This window comes from Pseudomonas weihenstephanensis, from assembly GCF_016812185.1.
Taxonomy (GTDB): domain Bacteria; phylum Pseudomonadota; class Gammaproteobacteria; order Pseudomonadales; family Pseudomonadaceae; genus Aquipseudomonas; species Aquipseudomonas weihenstephanensis.
Map to the genome: position 1 here is coordinate 246,285 of NZ_JAAEBV010000002.1, position 17,430 is coordinate 263,714.

Consider the following 17,430-nt stretch of genomic DNA (forward strand, 5'->3'; position numbering starts at 1 on the left):
TTTGATGACCTGCTTATCGTGCAGGCGCTGACGAGGTAGCAAGCGGGCGCAACAGGATGAGTGCGGTGTCGCTCACGCATGGGGTTGCCTGGTTTTGCGACGACCTTGTTATCGATCGGCAGGGCCTACAGTTGATATTTGCCTACTACTTTTGAGGAATTTGCCATGAGCGTTCGAGTCGGGATTGTCATGGACCCCATTGCGAGCATCTCCTATAAAAAGGACAGCTCGCTGGCCATGTTGCTGGCAGCACAGGACCGCGGCTGGACCTTGTTCTACATGGAACAGCAAGACCTGTACCTGACTGAAGGCAAGGCGCGGGCGCGCATGAAGCCGCTCACCGTGTTCGCCAACCCTGAAAAATGGTTTGAGCTAGACGCCGAGACAGACACAGCCCTGAGCGATCTGGATGTGATCCTGATGCGTAAAGACCCGCCGTTCGACATGGAGTTTGTGTACACCACCTACTTGCTCGAACAAGCCGAGCGCGACGGGGTGCTGATCGTCAACAAACCGCAGAGCCTGCGCGACTGCAACGAAAAACTGTTCGCCACTCAATTCACCCAGTGCACCCCGCCGACCGTGGTCAGCCGCCGGGCGGATGTGTTGCGCGAATTTGCAGCGCTGCACGGCGATGTGATCCTCAAGCCGCTGGACGGCATGGGCGGCACGTCGATTTTCCGTCACCGCGCGGGTGATCCGAACCTGTCAGTGATTCTCGAAACCCTGACCGCCAACGGCACGCAGCAAATCATGGCGCAAGGTTACTTGCCAGCGATCAAGGACGGCGACAAACGTATCCTGATGATCGACGGCGAACCCGTGCCCTATTGCCTGGCGCGTATCCCGGCGCACGGCGAAACCCGTGGCAACCTGGCCGCTGGTGGCCGTGGTGAAGCGCGCCCATTGAGCGAAAAAGACCGTTGGATTGCTGAGCAAGTTGGACCCACATTGCGTGAAAAGGGCTTGTTGTTTGTAGGCCTGGACGTGATCGGTGAACACCTGACTGAGATCAACGTCACCAGCCCGACCTGCATCCGCGAGATTGATAACGCCTTTGGCACCCGCATCGGCGACCTGCTGATGGACGCCATCGAACGCAAGCTGGCGGCGCGCTGATCGCTAACCGCCTGAAACAGACCAACATTGCGCTATCATGCGCAGCCTGTGAAACCCGCGATGTTGGTCTTTTGCCATGAAACTCCCCAGCGACCTGCCCCCCGAACTGAGCCACAGCGGCGTACGCGCGGCTGATCGCCTGGGTTTTACTCTATTCGTCGCGGCCCTGATTCACCTCGCGGTGATCCTGGGTGTCGGGTTCAGCATGAGCGAGCCCAAGCAAATCAGCAAAACCCTTGAAATCACGCTGTCGACCTTCAAAAGCGCAACCGCGCCCAAGAAAGCGGATTTTCTGGCGCAGGACAATCAGGAAGGCAGCGGCACGCTGGACAAGAAAGCCGTGCCCACCACCACCCAGGTGGCACCGTTCCAGGACACCGAAGTCAAAAAAGTCACGCCGCCGCCCGCCGCCAAACCTGAACAGACCCAGGCGGCCCCCAAAGCAGCCGTGACCACCGTGGCGCCAAAACTCAAAAAAGCCACGAGCGAACCGCAGAAGGTCAAAACCGAAGCGGCGCCCAAGGCCAGCATTCCAACGTTTGACAGCTCCCAACTGTCGAGCGAGATTTCCAGCCTCGAAGCCGAACTGGCCAACGAGCAACAACAGTACGCCAAACGCCCAAAAATCTACCGCATGAGCGCGGCCTCGACCATGCGCGACAAAGGTGCCTGGTACAAAGAAGACTGGCGCAAAAAGATCGAACGCATCGGCAACCTCAACTACCCCGAGCAAGCGCGCCGCGAAAAAATCTACGGCAGGTTGCGGTTGCTGGTGTCGATCAACCGCGACGGCTCGCTGCATGAAGTGCTGGTGCTTGAATCTTCGGGCCAGCCATTGCTGGATCAAGCCGCGCAGCGCATCGTGCGGCTGGCCGCGCCGTTTGCCCCCTTCAGCGGCGACCTGGCCGACATCGACCGCCTGGAAATCATCCGCACCTGGAAATTCGCCCAGGGTGATCGGTTGTCCAGTCATTAACCCAAACGCGTAGCCGCTGCCGCCAACTTGTCAGTTTCGCTTGCCAGCGCCACACTAAGGCTCATGAAAACCCACGCCCCGACCTACCTCAAGCATCAATTGCTGATCGCCATGCCGCATATGGCCGACCCCCATTTTGCTCATACCTTGACCTACATCGTCGAGCATACGGCCAATGGTGCGATGGGCCTGACCATCAACCGGCCGTTGGATCTGAGCCTGGGGGATATCCTTGAGCAGTTGCGGCCCGACCGTAAAATGTCTGAACTGTGCAAGCACGTACCGATTTATGCCGGCGGCCCGGTCATGACCGACCGCGGTTTTGTCCTGCACCCCGCCAGCATGAATTTCGATGCCACGGTTGAACTTGAAGACGGACTGGCCCTGAGCACGTCGCTGGATGTGCTGGACAGCATCGCTGACGGCAACGGCCCGCAGCGCAGCCTGATCTGCCTGGGCTATGCCGGGTGGGACGCGGGCCAACTGGAAGCCGAACTGGCCGACAACGCGTGGCTGACCTGCCCATACTCAGCCGATATTTTGTTTCAAACCTCTAGCGAGTTGCGCCTTGACGCCGCCGCCAATCACCTGGGAGTGAACCTCAACTTGTTAAGCACTCAAGCAGGTCACGCCTGATGGCCAGCCTTCGTTTACTGCTGGGTTTTGACTACGGCACCCGCTCGATCGGCGTCGCCGTCGGCCAGATGATCACTGGCCAAGCCCGCGAGCTGTGTAATTTGAAAGCCGAGAACGGCATGCCGAAGTGGGAAGACATCGAAAAGCTCATCAAAGAATGGCAACCCGACGCCCTGGTGGTCGGCATGCCCCTGCACATGGACGGCACCCCGAGCGAGTTCTGCGCAAGGGCGCAAAAATTTGCCAACCGCCTCAATGGCCGGTTCAATCTGCCTGTGTTCACCCACGACGAGCGCCTGACCACCTTTGAAGCCAAAGGCGAACGCAAGGCTCAGGGCGGCCAGCGTGGCAGTTATCGCGACAACCCGGTGGATGCCATCGCCGCCAAACTGGTCTTGCAAGGCTGGCTCGACGACAACCCGGCTCAACCTCAAGCCTGACATTGCGCTCAATTGTTTGACGCACCTCATTGTTTGCGCCCGTCGCAGCACGCATCCTGCGCGGGCCTTTTAAGGAGCCACCATGATCCTGCCTGTTCCCGCTGAACTGATCTCTCAGATGGCGCTTGATCTCAAGGCCCATCTGGCCCGTCGTAACATCACTGAGCCGCGCTACATCGGCATTCGCACCGGTGGCATCTGGGTGGCCCAGGCACTGTTGTGCGCAATGAACAGTGAGGCCCCGCTGGGCACCCTGGACGTATCGTTCTACCGCGACGACTTCAGCCAAAATGGCCTGCACCCGCAAGTGCGCCCCTCGGAGCTGCCGTTCGAGATCGAAGGCCAGCACCTGGTGCTGATCGACGACGTGCTGATGAGCGGTCGTACCATTCGCGCCGCGCTCAACGAATTGTTCGACTATGGTCGTCCGGCCAGCGTGACGCTGGTCAGCCTGCTCGACCTGGACGCCGCCGAGCTGCCGATCCGGCCCAACGTGGTGGGGGCGACCTTGGCCCTCGAGCCGACCCAACGGGTGAAATTATCCGGCCCTGCGCCACTGACACTTGAACTTCAAGACTTATCTCAAGATCCAGCCCTTTAAGAGACCACTGCGATGACGCCTACCGACGCCAAGCGCCCGCTGCAGCTCAATGATCAGGGCCAGCTGCGCCACTTTTTGTCGCTCGACGGCCTGCCCCGCGAGTTGCTGACAGAGATCCTCGACACCGCCGACTCGTTCCTTGAAGTCGGCGCTCGGGCGGTGAAAAAAGTCCCGTTGCTGCGCGGCAAGACCGTCTGCAACGTGTTCTTCGAAAACTCCACCCGCACCCGCACCACATTCGAAATGGCGGCCCAGCGCCTGTCTGCGGACGTGATCACCCTTAACGTGTCCACTTCCTCGGCGAGCAAGGGCGAAACCCTGCTCGACACCCTGCGCAACCTTGAAGCCATGGCCGCCGACATGTTCGTGGTACGCCACGGCGACTCCGGCGCCGCGCACTTCATTGCCGAGCACGTGTGTCCGCAGGTGGCGATCATCAATGGCGGCGACGGCCGTCACGCGCACCCCACGCAGGGCATGCTCGACATGTTGACCATTCGTCGACACAAAGGCGGGTTTGAAAACCTGTCGGTAGCCATCGTCGGCGACATTCTGCACTCGCGGGTGGCGCGCTCGAACATGATCGCGCTCAAGACCCTGGGCTGTCAGGACATCCGCGTGATTGCACCCAAAACCCTGCTGCCCATCGGCATCGAGCAATACGGGGTCAAGGTCTACACCGACATGACCGAGGGCCTCAAAGACGTCGACGTGGTGATCATGTTGCGCCTGCAACGCGAACGCATGTCCGGCGGCCTGCTGCCGAGCGAAGGCGAGTTCTACCGCCTGTTCGGCCTGACCACCGCCCGTCTGGCCGGTGCCAAACCTGATTGCATCGTGATGCACCCCGGCCCGATCAACCGGGGCGTGGAGATTGAGTCTGCCGTGGCCGATGGCCCGCACTCGGTCATTCTTAACCAAGTGACTTACGGCATCGCCGTGCGCATGGCGGTGCTGTCCATGACCATGAGCGGGCAAACGGCCCAGCGCCAATACGAACAGGAGAACGCCCAGTGAAGCTCAGCATTCTCGGCGCCCGCGTGATTGATCCCGCCAGCCAGCTGGACACCGTCACCGACTTGCATCTGGAAGCCGGCAAAATTATTGCCATCGGCGCAGCCCCGGCCGGTTTTACCCCAACCCAAACCCTGGACGCCAAAGGCCTCGTTGCCGCGCCGGGGCTGGTTGACTTGAACGTCGCTCTGCGCGAGCCGGGCTACAGCCGCAAAGGCACCATCGCCAGTGAAACCCGCGCCGCAGCGGCCGGTGGTGTGACCAGCCTGTGTTGCCCGCCGCACACAAAACCGGTGCTCGATACCTCGGCCGTGGCCGAGCTGATCCTTGACCGCGCACGCGAAGCCGGCAACTGCAAAGTGTTCCCCATCGGTGCGCTGAGCAAAGGGCTGGATGGCGAGCAACTGGCTGAGCTGATCGCCTTGCGTGATGCCGGGTGTGTCGCGTTCGGCAACGGTCTGAACAGCTTCACCAATACCCGCACCCTGTGCCGGGCACTGGAATACGCGGCCACTTTCGACCTGACAGTGATTTTCCACTCGCAGGACCGTGACCTGGCAGAAGGCGGTATCGCCCACGATGGCGCGATGGCAGCGTTCCGGGGCTTGCCGGGCATCCCTGAAACCGCCGAGACCGTGGCCCTGGCCCGCGACCTGTTGCTGGTCGAGCAAAGCGGTGCGCGCGCACACTTCAGCCAGTTGACCAGTGCCCGCGGCGTGGCCCTGATCGCTCAGGCACAGGCACGCGGCCTGAAAGTCACGGCGGATGTGGCGCTGTATCAATTGATACTGACCGATGAAGCGCTGGTGGATTTTTCCAGCGTGTACCACGTCCAACCGCCCCTGCGCACCCGCGCTGACCGTGACGGCCTTCGTGAGGCGGTGAAATCAGGGGTGGTGCAAGCCATTTCCAGCCATCACCAGCCCCACGAGCGCGATGCCAAACTGGCCCCGTTCGGCGCCACTGAGCCGGGCATGAGCAGCGTAGAGCTCCTATTGCCTTTAGCGATGACGTTGGTAGAAGACGGCTTGCTCGACTTGCCGACCCTGTTGGCCCGCCTGAGCACAGGCCCGGCAGACGCCTTACGCCTGCCAGCGGGGCGCTTGGCGGTGGGTTCAGCGGCAGATCTGGTGCTGTTTGATCCAACGGCCTCAACGGTGGCCGGTGAGACGTGGCACTCAAAAGGCGACAATTGCCCCTTCCTTGGCCACTGCCTGCCGGGTGCCGTGCGTTACACGCTGGTGGATGGGCGGATCAGCTACGAAGGCTGAAGCGCTGCGCTCACCCCAACCCTCTCCCTGCAGGAGAGGGTTGGAGGCTATGGCGCTTAACGACGCTCTGCGTTCTTGATTGATATCTGGGTATTGAGCGTCCAGAAGTCATACAGAATGCCGACCAGGAACAAACCACCGGTAAACAGGTAAATGATCCCGGTGATCCACTTGCCCATGTACATGCGGTGCACACCGAACACGCCCAGGAACGTCAGCAGAATCCACGCCACGCTGTAGTCGGTATCACCCGATGTAAAGCGCAGGTCCGCTTCGCGGTCCATGCTCGGGATCAAGAACAAGTCGATCAGCCAGCCGATGCCCAGCAAGCCCAGCGTAAAGAACCAGATCGTCCCGGTCACCGGCTTGCCGTAATAGAAGCGATGCGCTCCCAAAAAGCCAAAAATCCACAGCAAGTAACCCAGCACTTTGCTGTGGGTATCGCGTTGTAGATCGTCTCGATAGCCGCTCATTGATGCCCCCTTAGGTGTCGATAGAAAAAAATTGTGAAGTTTTTTGTGACTTTTTTACTGTCGCGCAAAAGGTAAAAGTGTCTTACAAGATTTGGCGCAAACCCTTGTACTGCCTGACCTGCGCTCCAACCATGTGACAATTTGCCACCCCGCTTGCGGTTTTTGACCTCCAGGTCCAAGCGACAAACGGCCTGAGAAAGGACAAAAAAGCTGTTATAAAGTTGCGCGCTTACCTATATAGAGCCCTGCCGAATGCGTCCTTTATTCAAGACATGGCTAACCATTTGCCTATTAATGCCACTGGCCGCCCACGCCACCAATCGTGAGCAACATCTTCCTTCGGGCTTCACCGGTTACACCGCAAAATCATCTGCGAGTGCTCCGTTTGTCGCCTCTAACAGCAAAACCGTCACACGCCCGACCTCCAGTAAAGTTCATCGCAAAGCCCCAGGCAAAATTGCGACACCGGCACTGGTCGCGGCCAACAAGCAAAGCAGCAGTGTACTGAGCCGTGCCGTCAACGTGCTGGGTACGCCTTATCGTTGGGGCGGTAGCAGCCCAAGTAAAGGCTTTGATTGCAGCGGTCTGGTCAAATACGCGTTCAACGATGTGGCGGCCGTCAATTTGCCACGCAGCTCCAGCGCGATGGCCAGCGGTCATGGCCAGAAGGTTGATCGCAAGGACCTGAAGCCGGGCGACTTGCTGTTTTTCAACATCAAGAGCCGCAAGGTCAATCACGTTGCCATTTACCTGGGCAACGACCGGTTTATCCATGCACCCCGTCGCGGCAAGTCGGTCTCTATCGACACCTTGAAAAAACCTTACTGGCAGAGCCACTACGTGGTCGCCAAGCGCATTTTGCCTAAAGAGAAAACCACCCTGCGGGTTGCTCAGCGCTAAACATCCCATCACTGTAGGCGCGGGTACGCTCGCGTTTACAGGATGTCGCCCCTCTGTTTGAGCCGTGCCAGGCTCATTTCCAGGGTTTGCATCCCTACCGCCCCGCCGGTCTGGATTGCCGACACCATTTGCGCCACCTTGTTTTCCCGAATCAAATGCCTGATGGCTGGCGTGCCCAGCATGATTTCGTGCGCCGCCACGCGCCCGCCTCCCTGTCGCCTGACCAACGTTTGCGCAATCACCGCCCTCAGTGATTCGGACAGCATCGTGCGTACCACGGCTTTCTCTTCGCCAGGAAATACATCCACCATGCGGTCGATGGCTTTTGCCGCAGACGGTGTGTGCAACGTGGCAAAGACCAAGTGCCCGGTTTCAGCGGCGCTAAGCGCTAAGCGAATGCTGTCCAGGTCGCGCATTTCGCCCAGCATGATCACGTCCGGGTCTTCACGCAGCGCTGAACGTAGCGCGGCGCTAAAACTGCCTGTGTCGCGATGCACCTCGCGCTGGTTAATCAAGCACTGGCGCGGCGTGTGGATGAACTCAATCGGGTCTTCGATGGTGAGAATGTGCAGGGGGCGGGTGCTGTTCAAGTGGTCAATCATGGCCGCCAAGGTGGTGGTTTTACCGGACCCCGTGGCGCCCGTAAGCAGTATCAACCCGTGCGGCGCATGACTCAGCTCACTGAACACCCCGCTCAAGCCCAATGATTCAAGGCTGGGCACCGTCGAGGCAATGCTGCGAAACACCGCACCCGCGCCGCGCTGTTGCTCAAACGCATTCACCCGAAAGCGGCCCAAGCCCGCCACCGCGTATGAAAAATCAGCTTCGCGCTCGGCCTTGAACGCGACACGCTGTGGCTCGGTCATGACGCTGTGGATAAGCCCCCGCACAGCGTCTGAGTCCAGCACGGGCCACTCGCCCCGCTGCATGTCGCCGTCGATACGCAGCATGGGCGCCACGCCCGCTGACAGGTGCAAGTCTGAAGCCCCGCGATTGACGCAAACGGCCAACAGGTCGGCGATGTCCATCCCCCCTCCCAATTCCAGTAGAATGCCGCAGACTTTCACCACGGCGGGCTTAATTGAATGTCCACGATAGCTGACAACATCGCTCAGGTTGAGGCGCGCATCCGTGCAGCGGCACTGGCTGTGCAACGTGATGTAACGAGCATTCACTTGCTGGCAGTCAGCAAGACCAAACCCGCTGGCGCACTGCGCGAAGCGTATGCCGCCGGGGTTCGCGACTTCGGCGAGAATTATCTGCAAGAAGCCCGCGCCAAACAGACTGAATTAGCTGACCTGCCCTTGTGTTGGCACTTCATCGGCCCCATTCAATCGAACAAGACGCGCGACATCGCTGAACATTTCGCGTGGGTGCACTCCGTGGACCGTCTGAAAATCGCCCAGCGCTTGTCTGAACAGCGCCCGGCTGAGCTGGCGCCGCTGAACATCTGCATTCAGGTCAACGTCAGTGGTGAGGCCAGTAAATCCGGCTGCACCCCGGCAGATTTGCCCGCGCTGGCTGCCGCGATCCATGCCTTGCCCCGTTTGAAGCTGCGCGGCTTGATGGCGATCCCGGAACCCACCGACGACCGCGCCGAACAGGATGCTGCCTTTGCGACGGTACGCACACTGCAAGAGAGCCTGAACCTGGGGCTAGACACGCTTTCGATGGGCATGAGCCACGACCTGGAGTCGGCCATTGCCCAAGGCGCCACATGGGTGCGGGTCGGTACTGCACTGTTTGGCGCCCGAGACTACAGCCAGGCCTGAGAAAGCCTGCCTCACTTTTGATAAGGATCTGTTATGAGCAAGACGCGTATTGCCTTTATCGGAGCCGGTAACATGGCTTCCAGCCTGATTGGCGGCCTGTTGGCCAAAGGTCTGGACGCTGCACAGATCCGCGCCAGCGATCCCGGCGCCGACACTCGCGCCAAGGTCGCTGAACAGCACGGTATCGAGCTGTTCGCCGATAACGCGCAGGCCGTTCAAGACGCGGATGTGATCGTCATCGCCGTCAAGCCGCAGGCCATGAAAGCCGTGTGCCAGGACCTGCGCCCACACCTCAAGCCGCATCAACTGCTGGTGTCGATTGCCGCCGGCATTACCTGCGCCAGCCTGCTTGAATGGCTGGGTACTCAGCCACTGGTGCGCTGCATGCCCAATACGCCTGCCCTGTTGGGTAAAGGCGTGAGCGGTTTGTACGCCACTGCTCAGGTGACGCCAGCACAACGCCAGCAAGCCGACGAATTGTTGAGCGCTGTGGGCATCGTGGTCTGGGTCGAAACAGAAGCCCAGATCGACGCGGTAACCGCCGTGTCGGGCAGCGGCCCGGCGTATTTCTTCCTCTTGATCGAAGCCATGACCGCCGCCGGCGTCAAACTTGGCTTAAGCCATGAGGTGGCTGAACAACTGGCGGAGCAGACCGCACTGGGCGCTGCCCATATGGCCGTGAGCAGCGATGTGGACGCAAGCGAACTGCGCCGTCGCGTGACCTCGCCTGCGGGCACCACTGACGCTGCAATCAAATCATTCCAGGCCAGTGGTTTTGAAGCCATGGTCGAAAAAGCATTGAGTGCCGCCGCGCACCGCTCGGCCGAAATGGCCGAACAACTGGGTCAATAAAGGAGCAAATGATGTCAGGACTTAATGGCGCTGCCATTTTTGTAGTTCAAACCCTGGGCAGCCTGTATTTGCTGGTCGTGCTGCTGCGCTTCATCTTGCAGCTGGTTCGGGCCAACTTTTACAACCCGATCTGCCAGTTCACCGTCAAAGCGACGCAAACCCTGCTCAAACCAATGCGTCGCGTCATTCCAAGCGTGCTCGGCCTGGACATGTCCTCGCTGGTGCTGGCGATTCTGGTGCAGATGGTGGTGTTCGCCATTGTGCTGACCTTAAGCTACATCCCGTTCAACGTCCTCGGGCTGTTGGTGTGGGCGATCCTTGGGGTGACGGCACTGTTTCTCAAAGTGTTCTTCTTCGCCATGATCATCAGCGTGATTCTGTCGTGGGTGGCACCGGGTAGCACCAGCCCTGGCGCCGAGCTGGTCAACCAGATCACAGAACCTGCACTGGCACCGTTCCGCCGCTTCTTGCCGAGCATGGGCGGCCTGGATATTTCACCGATTCTGGCGTTCATGGTGATCCAGCTGATCCAGAGCTACGTGATTCCGCCCCTGGCGGTGTACGTCAACATGCCGCCTGAGCTGTTCGGCCTGATCTGATGAGCTATTTCCGCTGGGACGGTGACGACCTGATTCTCGACTGTCACTTGCAACCCAAGGCCAGCAGCGATGAGTTTGCTGGCCTGCACGGTGACCGCCTGAAAATCCGCCTCACCGCCCCACCGGTTGAAGGCAAAGCCAACGCCCACCTGGTGGCCTTCCTGGCCAAGGCGTTCGGCATTTCCAAGAGCCAAGTGAGCTTGATCAGCGGCGAACTCAATCGCCAAAAACGCGTGCGTTTGCATGGCCCTAAAAAGTTGCCAGACCTTCCAGGGCTTGCCAAACCTTGAGTCAGCCTCTGTAGTCGCTGCCGCAGGCTGCGATGGAGGCAGGCCGACCTCCAGCAGCGCATTTGCATGCAGCCTGCACCAGCGACTACGGGTTTGGGGCTGGTGATAAATCAGCCCCGCGCATTGCTTGCTGCTTGCTACCGCGCTCATTAGACTTACGCCTCATTTAAATGAGAGCAGGGTCGATGCCAACTGCCTTTCCCCCCGATTCCGTTGGTCTGGTTGTGCCACTCGTTGCACACTTCGGCGAACCGCTGGCTTTGGCCTGCGGGCGCTCACTGCCTGCCTATGACCTGATTTACGAAACCTATGGCCAGCTCAATGCCACGGCCAGTAACGCGGTGCTGATTTGCCACGCGCTGTCGGGGCATCATCATGCCGCCGGTTATCACAGCGTCGACGATCGCAAACCCGGCTGGTGGGACAGTTGCATCGGCCCCGGCAAGCCCATCGACACCCGTAAATTCTTCGTGGTCAGCCTCAACAACCTCGGTGGATGCAACGGCTCGACCGGCCCGAGCAGCATCGATCCGCAAACCGGCCGCCCCTTTGGCGCCTCGTTCCCGGTACTGACCGTTGAAGACTGGGTGCACAGCCAGGCACGCCTGGCGGATCGCCTGGGCATCACGCAATGGGCCGCCGTGATCGGTGGCAGCCTGGGCGGCATGCAAGCCTTGCAGTGGAGCATCAGCTACCCGGATCGCCTGCGCCATTGCCTGGCTATCGCCTCGGCACCCAAGTTGTCCGCGCAAAACATTGCGTTCAACGAAGTCGCGCGCCAAGCCATCCTCACCGACCCCGAGTTCCACGGCGGTTCGTTCCAGGAAAAAGGCCTGATCCCCAAACGCGGCCTGATGCTGGCACGCATGGTGGGCCACATCACTTACCTGTCGGATGACTCGATGGGCGAGAAATTCGGCCGCGGGCTTAAGAACGAAAACCTCAACTACGACTTCCACAGCGTCGAGTTTCAGGTCGAGAGCTACCTGCGTTATCAGGGCGAAGAGTTTTCCGGGCGCTTCGATGCCAACACCTATTTGTTGATGACCAAGGCCCTGGACTACTTCGACCCGGCGGCCAACTTCAACGATGATCTGGCCAAAACCTTTGCCGGGGCCAAGGCGCGCTTTTGCGTGATGTCGTTCACCACCGACTGGCGCTTCTCGCCCGCGCGTTCGCGCGAACTGGTGGATGCGCTGATGGCCGCGAAAAAAGACGTGTGTTATCTGGAAATCGATGCGCCGCAGGGCCATGACGCCTTCCTGATCCCGATCCCGCGCTACCTGCAAGCCTTCAGCAACTACATGAACCGAATAGACCTGTGAGAACGCCATGAGAGCCGACCTGGAAATCATCCAAGACTGGATCCCCGCCGGCAGCCGCGTGCTCGACCTCGGTTGTGGTGATGGCGAACTGCTGAGCTGGCTGCGCGACAACAAGCAAGTCACCGGCTACGGCCTTGAAAACGACCCGGACAACATTGCCGAGTGCGTGGCCAAAGGCATTAACGTTATCGAGCAAGACCTCGACAAAGGGCTGGGCAACTTTGCCAGCAACAGCTTTGACATCGTGGTCATGACCCAGGCGCTGCAAGCGGTGCATTACCCCGACCGGATCCTCGACGAAATGTTGCGCGTCGGCCGCCAATGCATCATTACCTTCCCCAACTTCGGCCACTGGCGCTGCCGCTGGTATCTGGCCAGCAAAGGCCGCATGCCGGTGTCCGAGTTTTTGCCGTACACCTGGTACAACACGCCCAACATTCACTTTTGCACTTTTGAAGACTTCGAAGCGCTGTGCCGTGAACGCGAAGCGCAGGTCATCAACCGTCTTGCCGTGGATCAACAACACCGGCATGGGTGGGCGAGTAAGTTATGGCCTAACCTGTTAGGCGAGATTGGCATTTATCGTGTCAGCAGTCCTGGCCTTCAGGATCACAAAGTCGCGGTTTAACAGGTTCGCTCAAAGGAGAAAGACCATGGGTCGTATTGGATTACTACTGCTTTCAATGTGTTTGGGCGCGAACGCGCTGGCCGCCGACCAAACGGGGCCCCAACGCCAGCAGACATTTGGCGATACCACGGTGTACTACAACGCCATCCCGTCGACGTTCCTGACGGAGGAAATCGCCAAGACGGTCAAGGTCACGCGCAGCAAACAGAATGCCGTGTTGAATATCACCGTGAACAAGGCGGGCAAGAACATTGCCGCCAATGTGCAGGGCAGCGTAAAAACCGGGGATGAAAAAGCAACACCGTTGAGGTTTCGTGAAGTCGGCGAAAACGGCGAAATCAACTATCTCGCTCAATTCCCGGTCAAAGGCCCGCAGACTTTCACCTTCAAAGTGGACGTAAAAGCTCCCGGAGCCACGTCTGAAACAATCGAATTTACTCAAATGGTCGCTCCAATCGAATGATGAACTTCACGCAACTGGTACTCGCAAGCCACAACGCGGGCAAACTCAAAGAACTTCAGGCCATGCTCGGCGAGTCGGTGCAGTTGCGCTCGATTGGAGAATTCAGCAGCGTCGAGCCGGATGAAACCGGCTTGTCGTTTGTTGAGAACGCGATTTTAAAAGCCCGTAACGCGGCGCGAATTTCGGGTTTGCCAGCCTTGGCTGACGACTCGGGGCTGGCCGTGGACTTTCTGGGTGGCGCACCGGGTATTTACTCGGCCCGCTACGCTGATGGCCAAGGCGATGCGGCGAACAACGCCAAACTGCTCGATGCCCTCAAAGACGTGCCCGACGCCGAGCGCGGCGCACAGTTTGTGTGCGTGCTGGCGTTGGTGCGCCACGCCGACGACCCTTTGCCAATCATCTGCGAAGGCTTGTGGCACGGGCGTATCCTGCCCGCCGCCAGTGGCCAACACGGCTTTGGCTACGACCCGTTGTTCTGGGTGCCTGAACGTAACTGCTCCAGCGCTGAACTCAGCCCGACAGAAAAAAACCAACTGAGCCACCGCGCTCGCGCCATGGTCTTGCTGCGCCAGCGTTTGGGCCTCAAATGACCCACGACACACCGCCACAGCCGCTCTATCTGGGTGCGGCTGGCTTTACCCAGCAGGCGCCACGCGCGCCGCTGAGCCCATTGCCTCCCTTGTCGCTGTACATCCATATCCCGTGGTGCGTGCGTAAATGCCCGTATTGCGACTTCAACTCCCACACCGCCAGCCCTGTGCTGCCCGAAGACGAATACGTCGACGCCCTGATCGCCGATCTGGACCAGGACCTGCACGCAGTGTATGGCCGTGAGCTGAGCTCGATCTTCTTTGGCGGCGGCACGCCGAGCCTGTTCAGTGCTGCCTCGCTGGGTCGCCTGCTCGCGGGGGTTGAAGCGCGCATTCCTTTTGCCAGCGACATTGAAATCACCCTGGAAGCCAACCCCGGCACGTTCGAGCAAGAAAAGTTCGTGGCGTACCGCAAATTGGGGATCAATCGCCTGTCGATCGGCATCCAGAGTTTTCAGCAAGAGAAACTCAAGGCGTTAGGCCGCATCCATAACGGCGACGAAGCCGTACGCGCCGCTGGCATGGCGCGTCAGGCCGGTTTTGACAACTTCAACCTGGACTTGATGCATGGCTTGCCCGATCAGTCACTGGACGATGCCCTGAGCGATCTGCGCCAGGCCATCGCCCTGAAGCCGACCCACCTGTCGTGGTATCAACTGACGCTCGAACCCAACACCGTGTTCTGGAACCAGCCGCCCACGCTGCCGGAAGACGACACGTTGTGGGACATTCAAGAAGCCGGGCAAGCCCTGCTCGCCGAGCACGGCTACGCGCAATACGAAGTGTCCGCATACGCGTTGCCTGACCGCCCCGCGCGGCACAACCTCAACTATTGGAGCTTTGGCGACTTCATCGGCATTGGTGCCGGTGCCCACGGCAAGTTAAGCCACCCGGATGGCCGTATCGTACGCACATGGAAAACCCGTCTGCCAAAGGACTACCTCAATCCGGCCAAAAACTTCCAGGCCGGGGAGAAAACCCTGACTGCCGAAGAGCTACCGTTTGAGTTTCTAATGAACGCCTTGCGCCTGACGGACGGCGTAGATTCAGAGCTTTACCCGCAGCGCACCGGCCTGCCCCTCGAGAGCTTGAAAACAGGGCGAGAAGCCGCCGAACAAAGTGGCTTATTACAGGTCGAACCGACACGCCTGGCGGCGACTGCCCGCGGCCAATTGTTTCTCAATGACCTGTTGCAGCACTTTTTGACCTAAGGAAATCGAATGGACTTGGTACTCGACCTGCTTGCCACAGTATCGCGCTGGAGCCGCAGCCATCTTTCAGACATCTCTCTGGCGTTGATTGGCTGTTTGCTGGTGTTGTTTGGGGCGGACTTCAAGGGCTGGGTCGAGCAGCGTCTGGGCAGCATCGCCGGCGCACTGCGCGTCCCCTTGATGGCCTTGCTGTGCCTGGTGGGCAGCGGCGCTGCATTAATCTACGCGACCCCCTGGGTGGAGCGCGGACTGAGCCAATTCAACAACTACAGTTTGGCGCCCGTATTGCTCGTGGTGCTGGTGCTGATTGGTGTAGTTGCAGACCGCCGTTAATTTCGCCTGTTACCTGTAGCAGCAGCCGAAGGCGGCGTTGAGCCAACGTATTCATTCCACCTGCTAAAACCGTGGCCTCAGGTTTTGCGCTCGCTGCGCAATCGCACGCAGCCTTCGGCAGCGGCTACAATTTGTGGGCTACGCTTGGGTATCGCTTACTGTGAGCACCGCCCATGCCGAAGGTTTTGAATGGCAATCTCGATGCGCTAAAGGTGGTGCTGGCGATTTGTGTCGTCGCATTGCACTGCAAGGTCTTCGGCGGCAATGACACGGCCATCGGTTACATGCTGGGCAACGGGCTGTTTCGGGTCGCGGTGCCGGTTTTTTTCATCATCAACGGGTATTACCTGTTCCACACCCTCAGCGAAGGCCATTCCTTCAGCAAGTGGTTCAAGCGCGGGCTGTGGATGTACCTGTTCTGGATGCTGATTTACAGCCCGTTTTACGTCGATACGGCCACGCTGGGCAGTCTCAAAGGCGTGCTGGGCGTGGTGAAGTCTTTGCTGATCGGTTATTTCCACCTCTGGTATCTGGTGGGCATGCTCGGCGGCGGCTTGATTCTGTATGCCCTGCGAAACGCGCCAACCCAGCGGCTGATCACGTTAGCGCTGATCGCCTACCTGATCGGTCTGACGCTCCAATACATGCGCGTTTACTACGTGCTGCCCAACCCTTTCTTACAACACTTCAATCAAAACGATTACGCCGCGCGCAACTTCCTGTTTATGGGCTTCCCGTTCATGTGCCTGGGTTTCGTGTTTGCCAAGCATAAAATCACCCAGACCGTTACACGCCCTGCGGTGTGGATCTGGCTGGTATCCGGCACTGCGTTGATGCTGGCCGAGTCGTACACAAACTACTCGCTGCGGGCCAATCCACAGCTGTACTTCGACTTTATGTTCTCGCTGCCCATCCTCACTCCTGCGCTGTTCATGCTGGCGTGTGTGTACTTCAGGGCGTCGACCAGCCACGTACCGGCCAAGGTGTCCTCGGCGGTGTACTACATTCATCCACTGTTTATTGTGAGCGCCCTGGCAGCGGGTATGGCCTACGGCAATCTGCTTGCACTGCTGACCATCGGCCTGGCGCTGGTCGCGGCACCCTTGCTGATTGCGCTGAGTAAGCGTGTGAGGTTTGTTTTGTAGTGCAAGGCGACGGACGTCGCACAAAGAAACCGGCCTCAGGGCTGAGGCCGGTCATTGAAAAACGGCTTAGGCCAGTTTTTCGAACTTCAAGTCCCACACGCCATGCCCAAGACGTTCGCCACGACGCTCGAACTTGGTGATCGGGCGCTCGGCAGGACGTGGCACGCAGAGGCCGTCTTCAGCCAGGTTGCGATAACCCGGCGCCACGTTCATCACTTCCAGCATGTACTCGGCGTAAGGTTCCCAGTCAGTGGCCATGTGCAGTACACCGCCGACCTTGAGTTTGGAACGCACCAGTTCGGCAAACGACGCTTGTACGATGCGGCGCTTGTGGTGACGGCTCTTGTGCCACGGGTCCGGGAAGAACAACAGCAGACGATCAAGGCTGTTATCGGCCACGCAACGGGTTAGCACTTCGATGGCGTCACAGTCGTAGACGCGCAAGTTGGTCAGGCCCTGGGTCAACACGCCATTGAGCAGTGCGCCCACGCCCGGACGGTGAACCTCGACCCCAATGAAGTCTTGCTCAGGCGAAGCAGCAGCCATTTCCAGCAGGGAGTGACCCATGCCAAAGCCGATTTCCAGCGTGCGCGGCGCAGAACGACCGAACACTTGGTCGTAATCCACCGGCGCATCGGCCAACGGCAATACATACAGCGGCGTGCCTTGATCGAGGCCACGTTGCTGGCCTTCGGTCATGCGCCCGGCACGCATTACGAAGCTCTTGATGCGACGGTGCTGGCGATCTTCGCCTTCTTCCGGGGTTGGGGTATCGAGTGGTTCAGTCAT

The 17,430-nt window shown here is 59.4% G+C and carries 22 protein-coding genes; 19 read left to right on the plus strand and 3 right to left on the minus strand.

Annotated features, from left to right (window positions below):
• The first annotated feature begins 165 nt into the window (after positions 1-165).
• The 7 genes from gshB to GYN01_RS08610 all read left to right on the plus strand — a co-directional run bounded on the left by gshB (position 166) and on the right by GYN01_RS08610 (position 6,057).
• Positions 166-1,119: a glutathione synthase gene (gene gshB, locus GYN01_RS08580; protein WP_048364060.1), complete on the plus strand. Its 954-nt coding sequence runs from the start codon at positions 166-168 to the stop codon at positions 1,117-1,119.
• Positions 1,120-1,195: 76 nt separating this feature from the next.
• Positions 1,196-2,095: an energy transducer TonB gene (locus GYN01_RS08585; protein WP_048364059.1), complete on the plus strand. Its 900-nt coding sequence runs from the start codon at positions 1,196-1,198 to the stop codon at positions 2,093-2,095.
• A gap of 63 nt (positions 2,096-2,158) precedes the next feature.
• Positions 2,159-2,731 carry a YqgE/AlgH family protein gene (locus tag GYN01_RS08590; RefSeq protein ID WP_048402248.1) on the plus strand — a complete coding sequence of 191 codons (573 nt, stop codon included), beginning with the start codon at positions 2,159-2,161 and terminating at the stop codon, positions 2,729-2,731.
• Positions 2,731-3,171, plus strand: coding sequence for a Holliday junction resolvase RuvX (gene ruvX, locus GYN01_RS08595; RefSeq protein ID WP_203306893.1), 441 nt, complete (start codon positions 2,731-2,733; stop codon positions 3,169-3,171). The genes GYN01_RS08590 and ruvX overlap by 1 nt, the downstream gene beginning before the upstream one ends.
• A gap of 82 nt (positions 3,172-3,253) precedes the next feature.
• Complete coding sequence (gene pyrR / locus GYN01_RS08600) at positions 3,254-3,772, plus strand: bifunctional pyr operon transcriptional regulator/uracil phosphoribosyltransferase PyrR (RefSeq protein ID WP_203306894.1); 519 nt, start codon at positions 3,254-3,256, stop codon at positions 3,770-3,772.
• Between the two features lie 12 nt (positions 3,773-3,784).
• Positions 3,785-4,789 carry an aspartate carbamoyltransferase catalytic subunit gene (locus tag GYN01_RS08605; protein WP_048364055.1) on the plus strand — a complete coding sequence of 335 codons (1,005 nt, stop codon included), beginning with the start codon at positions 3,785-3,787 and terminating at the stop codon, positions 4,787-4,789.
• Positions 4,786-6,057: a dihydroorotase gene (locus GYN01_RS08610; protein WP_048364054.1), complete on the plus strand. Its 1,272-nt coding sequence runs from the start codon at positions 4,786-4,788 to the stop codon at positions 6,055-6,057. Before GYN01_RS08605 ends, GYN01_RS08610 begins: the two co-directional genes overlap by 4 nt.
• 56 nt (positions 6,058-6,113) lie before the next feature.
• Here GYN01_RS08610 and GYN01_RS08615 read toward each other — a convergent pair whose 3' ends face one another.
• Positions 6,114-6,530, minus strand: a complete 417-nt coding sequence (locus GYN01_RS08615; RefSeq protein WP_048364053.1) for an NINE protein — start codon at positions 6,528-6,530, stop codon at positions 6,114-6,116.
• Positions 6,531-6,782: 252 nt separating this feature from the next.
• Between GYN01_RS08615 and GYN01_RS08620 the strand changes: the two genes are divergently transcribed.
• Positions 6,783-7,430, plus strand: a complete 648-nt coding sequence (locus GYN01_RS08620; protein ID WP_048364052.1) for a C40 family peptidase — start codon at positions 6,783-6,785, stop codon at positions 7,428-7,430.
• A 35-nt stretch (positions 7,431-7,465) separates the two neighbouring features.
• On the opposite strand, the gene GYN01_RS08625 is transcribed toward GYN01_RS08620, so the two are convergent.
• Complete coding sequence (locus tag GYN01_RS08625; RefSeq protein ID WP_203306895.1) at positions 7,466-8,458, minus strand: type IV pilus twitching motility protein PilT; 993 nt, start codon at positions 8,456-8,458, stop codon at positions 7,466-7,468.
• 57 nt (positions 8,459-8,515) lie between these two features.
• Here GYN01_RS08625 and GYN01_RS08630 point away from each other — a divergent pair, with 57 nt between their 5' ends.
• From GYN01_RS08630 to GYN01_RS08680, 11 genes are all read left to right on the plus strand, one after another.
• Complete coding sequence (locus GYN01_RS08630) at positions 8,516-9,202, plus strand: YggS family pyridoxal phosphate-dependent enzyme (protein ID WP_059765573.1); 687 nt, start codon at positions 8,516-8,518, stop codon at positions 9,200-9,202.
• Positions 9,203-9,235: 33 nt separating this feature from the next.
• Positions 9,236-10,054, plus strand: a complete 819-nt coding sequence (gene proC / locus GYN01_RS08635; RefSeq protein WP_203301999.1) for a pyrroline-5-carboxylate reductase — start codon at positions 9,236-9,238, stop codon at positions 10,052-10,054.
• A gap of 11 nt (positions 10,055-10,065) precedes the next feature.
• A complete protein-coding gene (locus GYN01_RS08640; protein ID WP_203306896.1) occupies positions 10,066-10,653 on the plus strand; it encodes a YggT family protein in 588 nt (195 codons plus the stop codon).
• Complete coding sequence (locus GYN01_RS08645) at positions 10,653-10,943, plus strand: DUF167 domain-containing protein (protein ID WP_048364047.1); 291 nt, start codon at positions 10,653-10,655, stop codon at positions 10,941-10,943. The genes GYN01_RS08640 and GYN01_RS08645 overlap by 1 nt, the downstream gene beginning before the upstream one ends.
• 185 nt (positions 10,944-11,128) lie before the next feature.
• Positions 11,129-12,268 carry a homoserine O-succinyltransferase MetX gene (gene metX / locus GYN01_RS08650; protein ID WP_048364046.1) on the plus strand — a complete coding sequence of 380 codons (1,140 nt, stop codon included), beginning with the start codon at positions 11,129-11,131 and terminating at the stop codon, positions 12,266-12,268.
• 7 nt (positions 12,269-12,275) lie between these two features.
• Positions 12,276-12,896 carry a methionine biosynthesis protein MetW gene (gene metW, locus GYN01_RS08655; RefSeq protein ID WP_048364045.1) on the plus strand — a complete coding sequence of 207 codons (621 nt, stop codon included), beginning with the start codon at positions 12,276-12,278 and terminating at the stop codon, positions 12,894-12,896.
• Between the two features lie 25 nt (positions 12,897-12,921).
• On the plus strand, positions 12,922-13,359 hold the full coding sequence (locus GYN01_RS08660; protein ID WP_203306897.1) for a DUF4426 domain-containing protein: 438 nt from the start codon (positions 12,922-12,924) through the stop codon (positions 13,357-13,359).
• Positions 13,356-13,952: an RdgB/HAM1 family non-canonical purine NTP pyrophosphatase gene (gene rdgB / locus GYN01_RS08665; RefSeq protein ID WP_048364043.1), complete on the plus strand. Its 597-nt coding sequence runs from the start codon at positions 13,356-13,358 to the stop codon at positions 13,950-13,952. Before GYN01_RS08660 ends, rdgB begins: the two co-directional genes overlap by 4 nt.
• On the plus strand, positions 13,949-15,163 hold the full coding sequence (gene hemW, locus GYN01_RS08670; RefSeq protein WP_238936181.1) for a radical SAM family heme chaperone HemW: 1,215 nt from the start codon (positions 13,949-13,951) through the stop codon (positions 15,161-15,163). The genes rdgB and hemW overlap by 4 nt, the downstream gene beginning before the upstream one ends.
• 9 nt (positions 15,164-15,172) lie before the next feature.
• Positions 15,173-15,496 carry a DUF3392 domain-containing protein gene (locus GYN01_RS08675; RefSeq protein WP_048364041.1) on the plus strand — a complete coding sequence of 108 codons (324 nt, stop codon included), beginning with the start codon at positions 15,173-15,175 and terminating at the stop codon, positions 15,494-15,496.
• 173 nt (positions 15,497-15,669) lie between these two features.
• Complete coding sequence (locus GYN01_RS08680) at positions 15,670-16,641, plus strand: acyltransferase family protein (protein WP_203306898.1); 972 nt, start codon at positions 15,670-15,672, stop codon at positions 16,639-16,641.
• A 66-nt stretch (positions 16,642-16,707) separates the two neighbouring features.
• Here the strand turns inward: GYN01_RS08680 and trmB are convergent, their stop codons facing one another.
• Positions 16,708-17,430, minus strand: a complete 723-nt coding sequence (gene trmB, locus GYN01_RS08685) for a tRNA (guanosine(46)-N7)-methyltransferase TrmB (protein WP_048364039.1) — start codon at positions 17,428-17,430, stop codon at positions 16,708-16,710.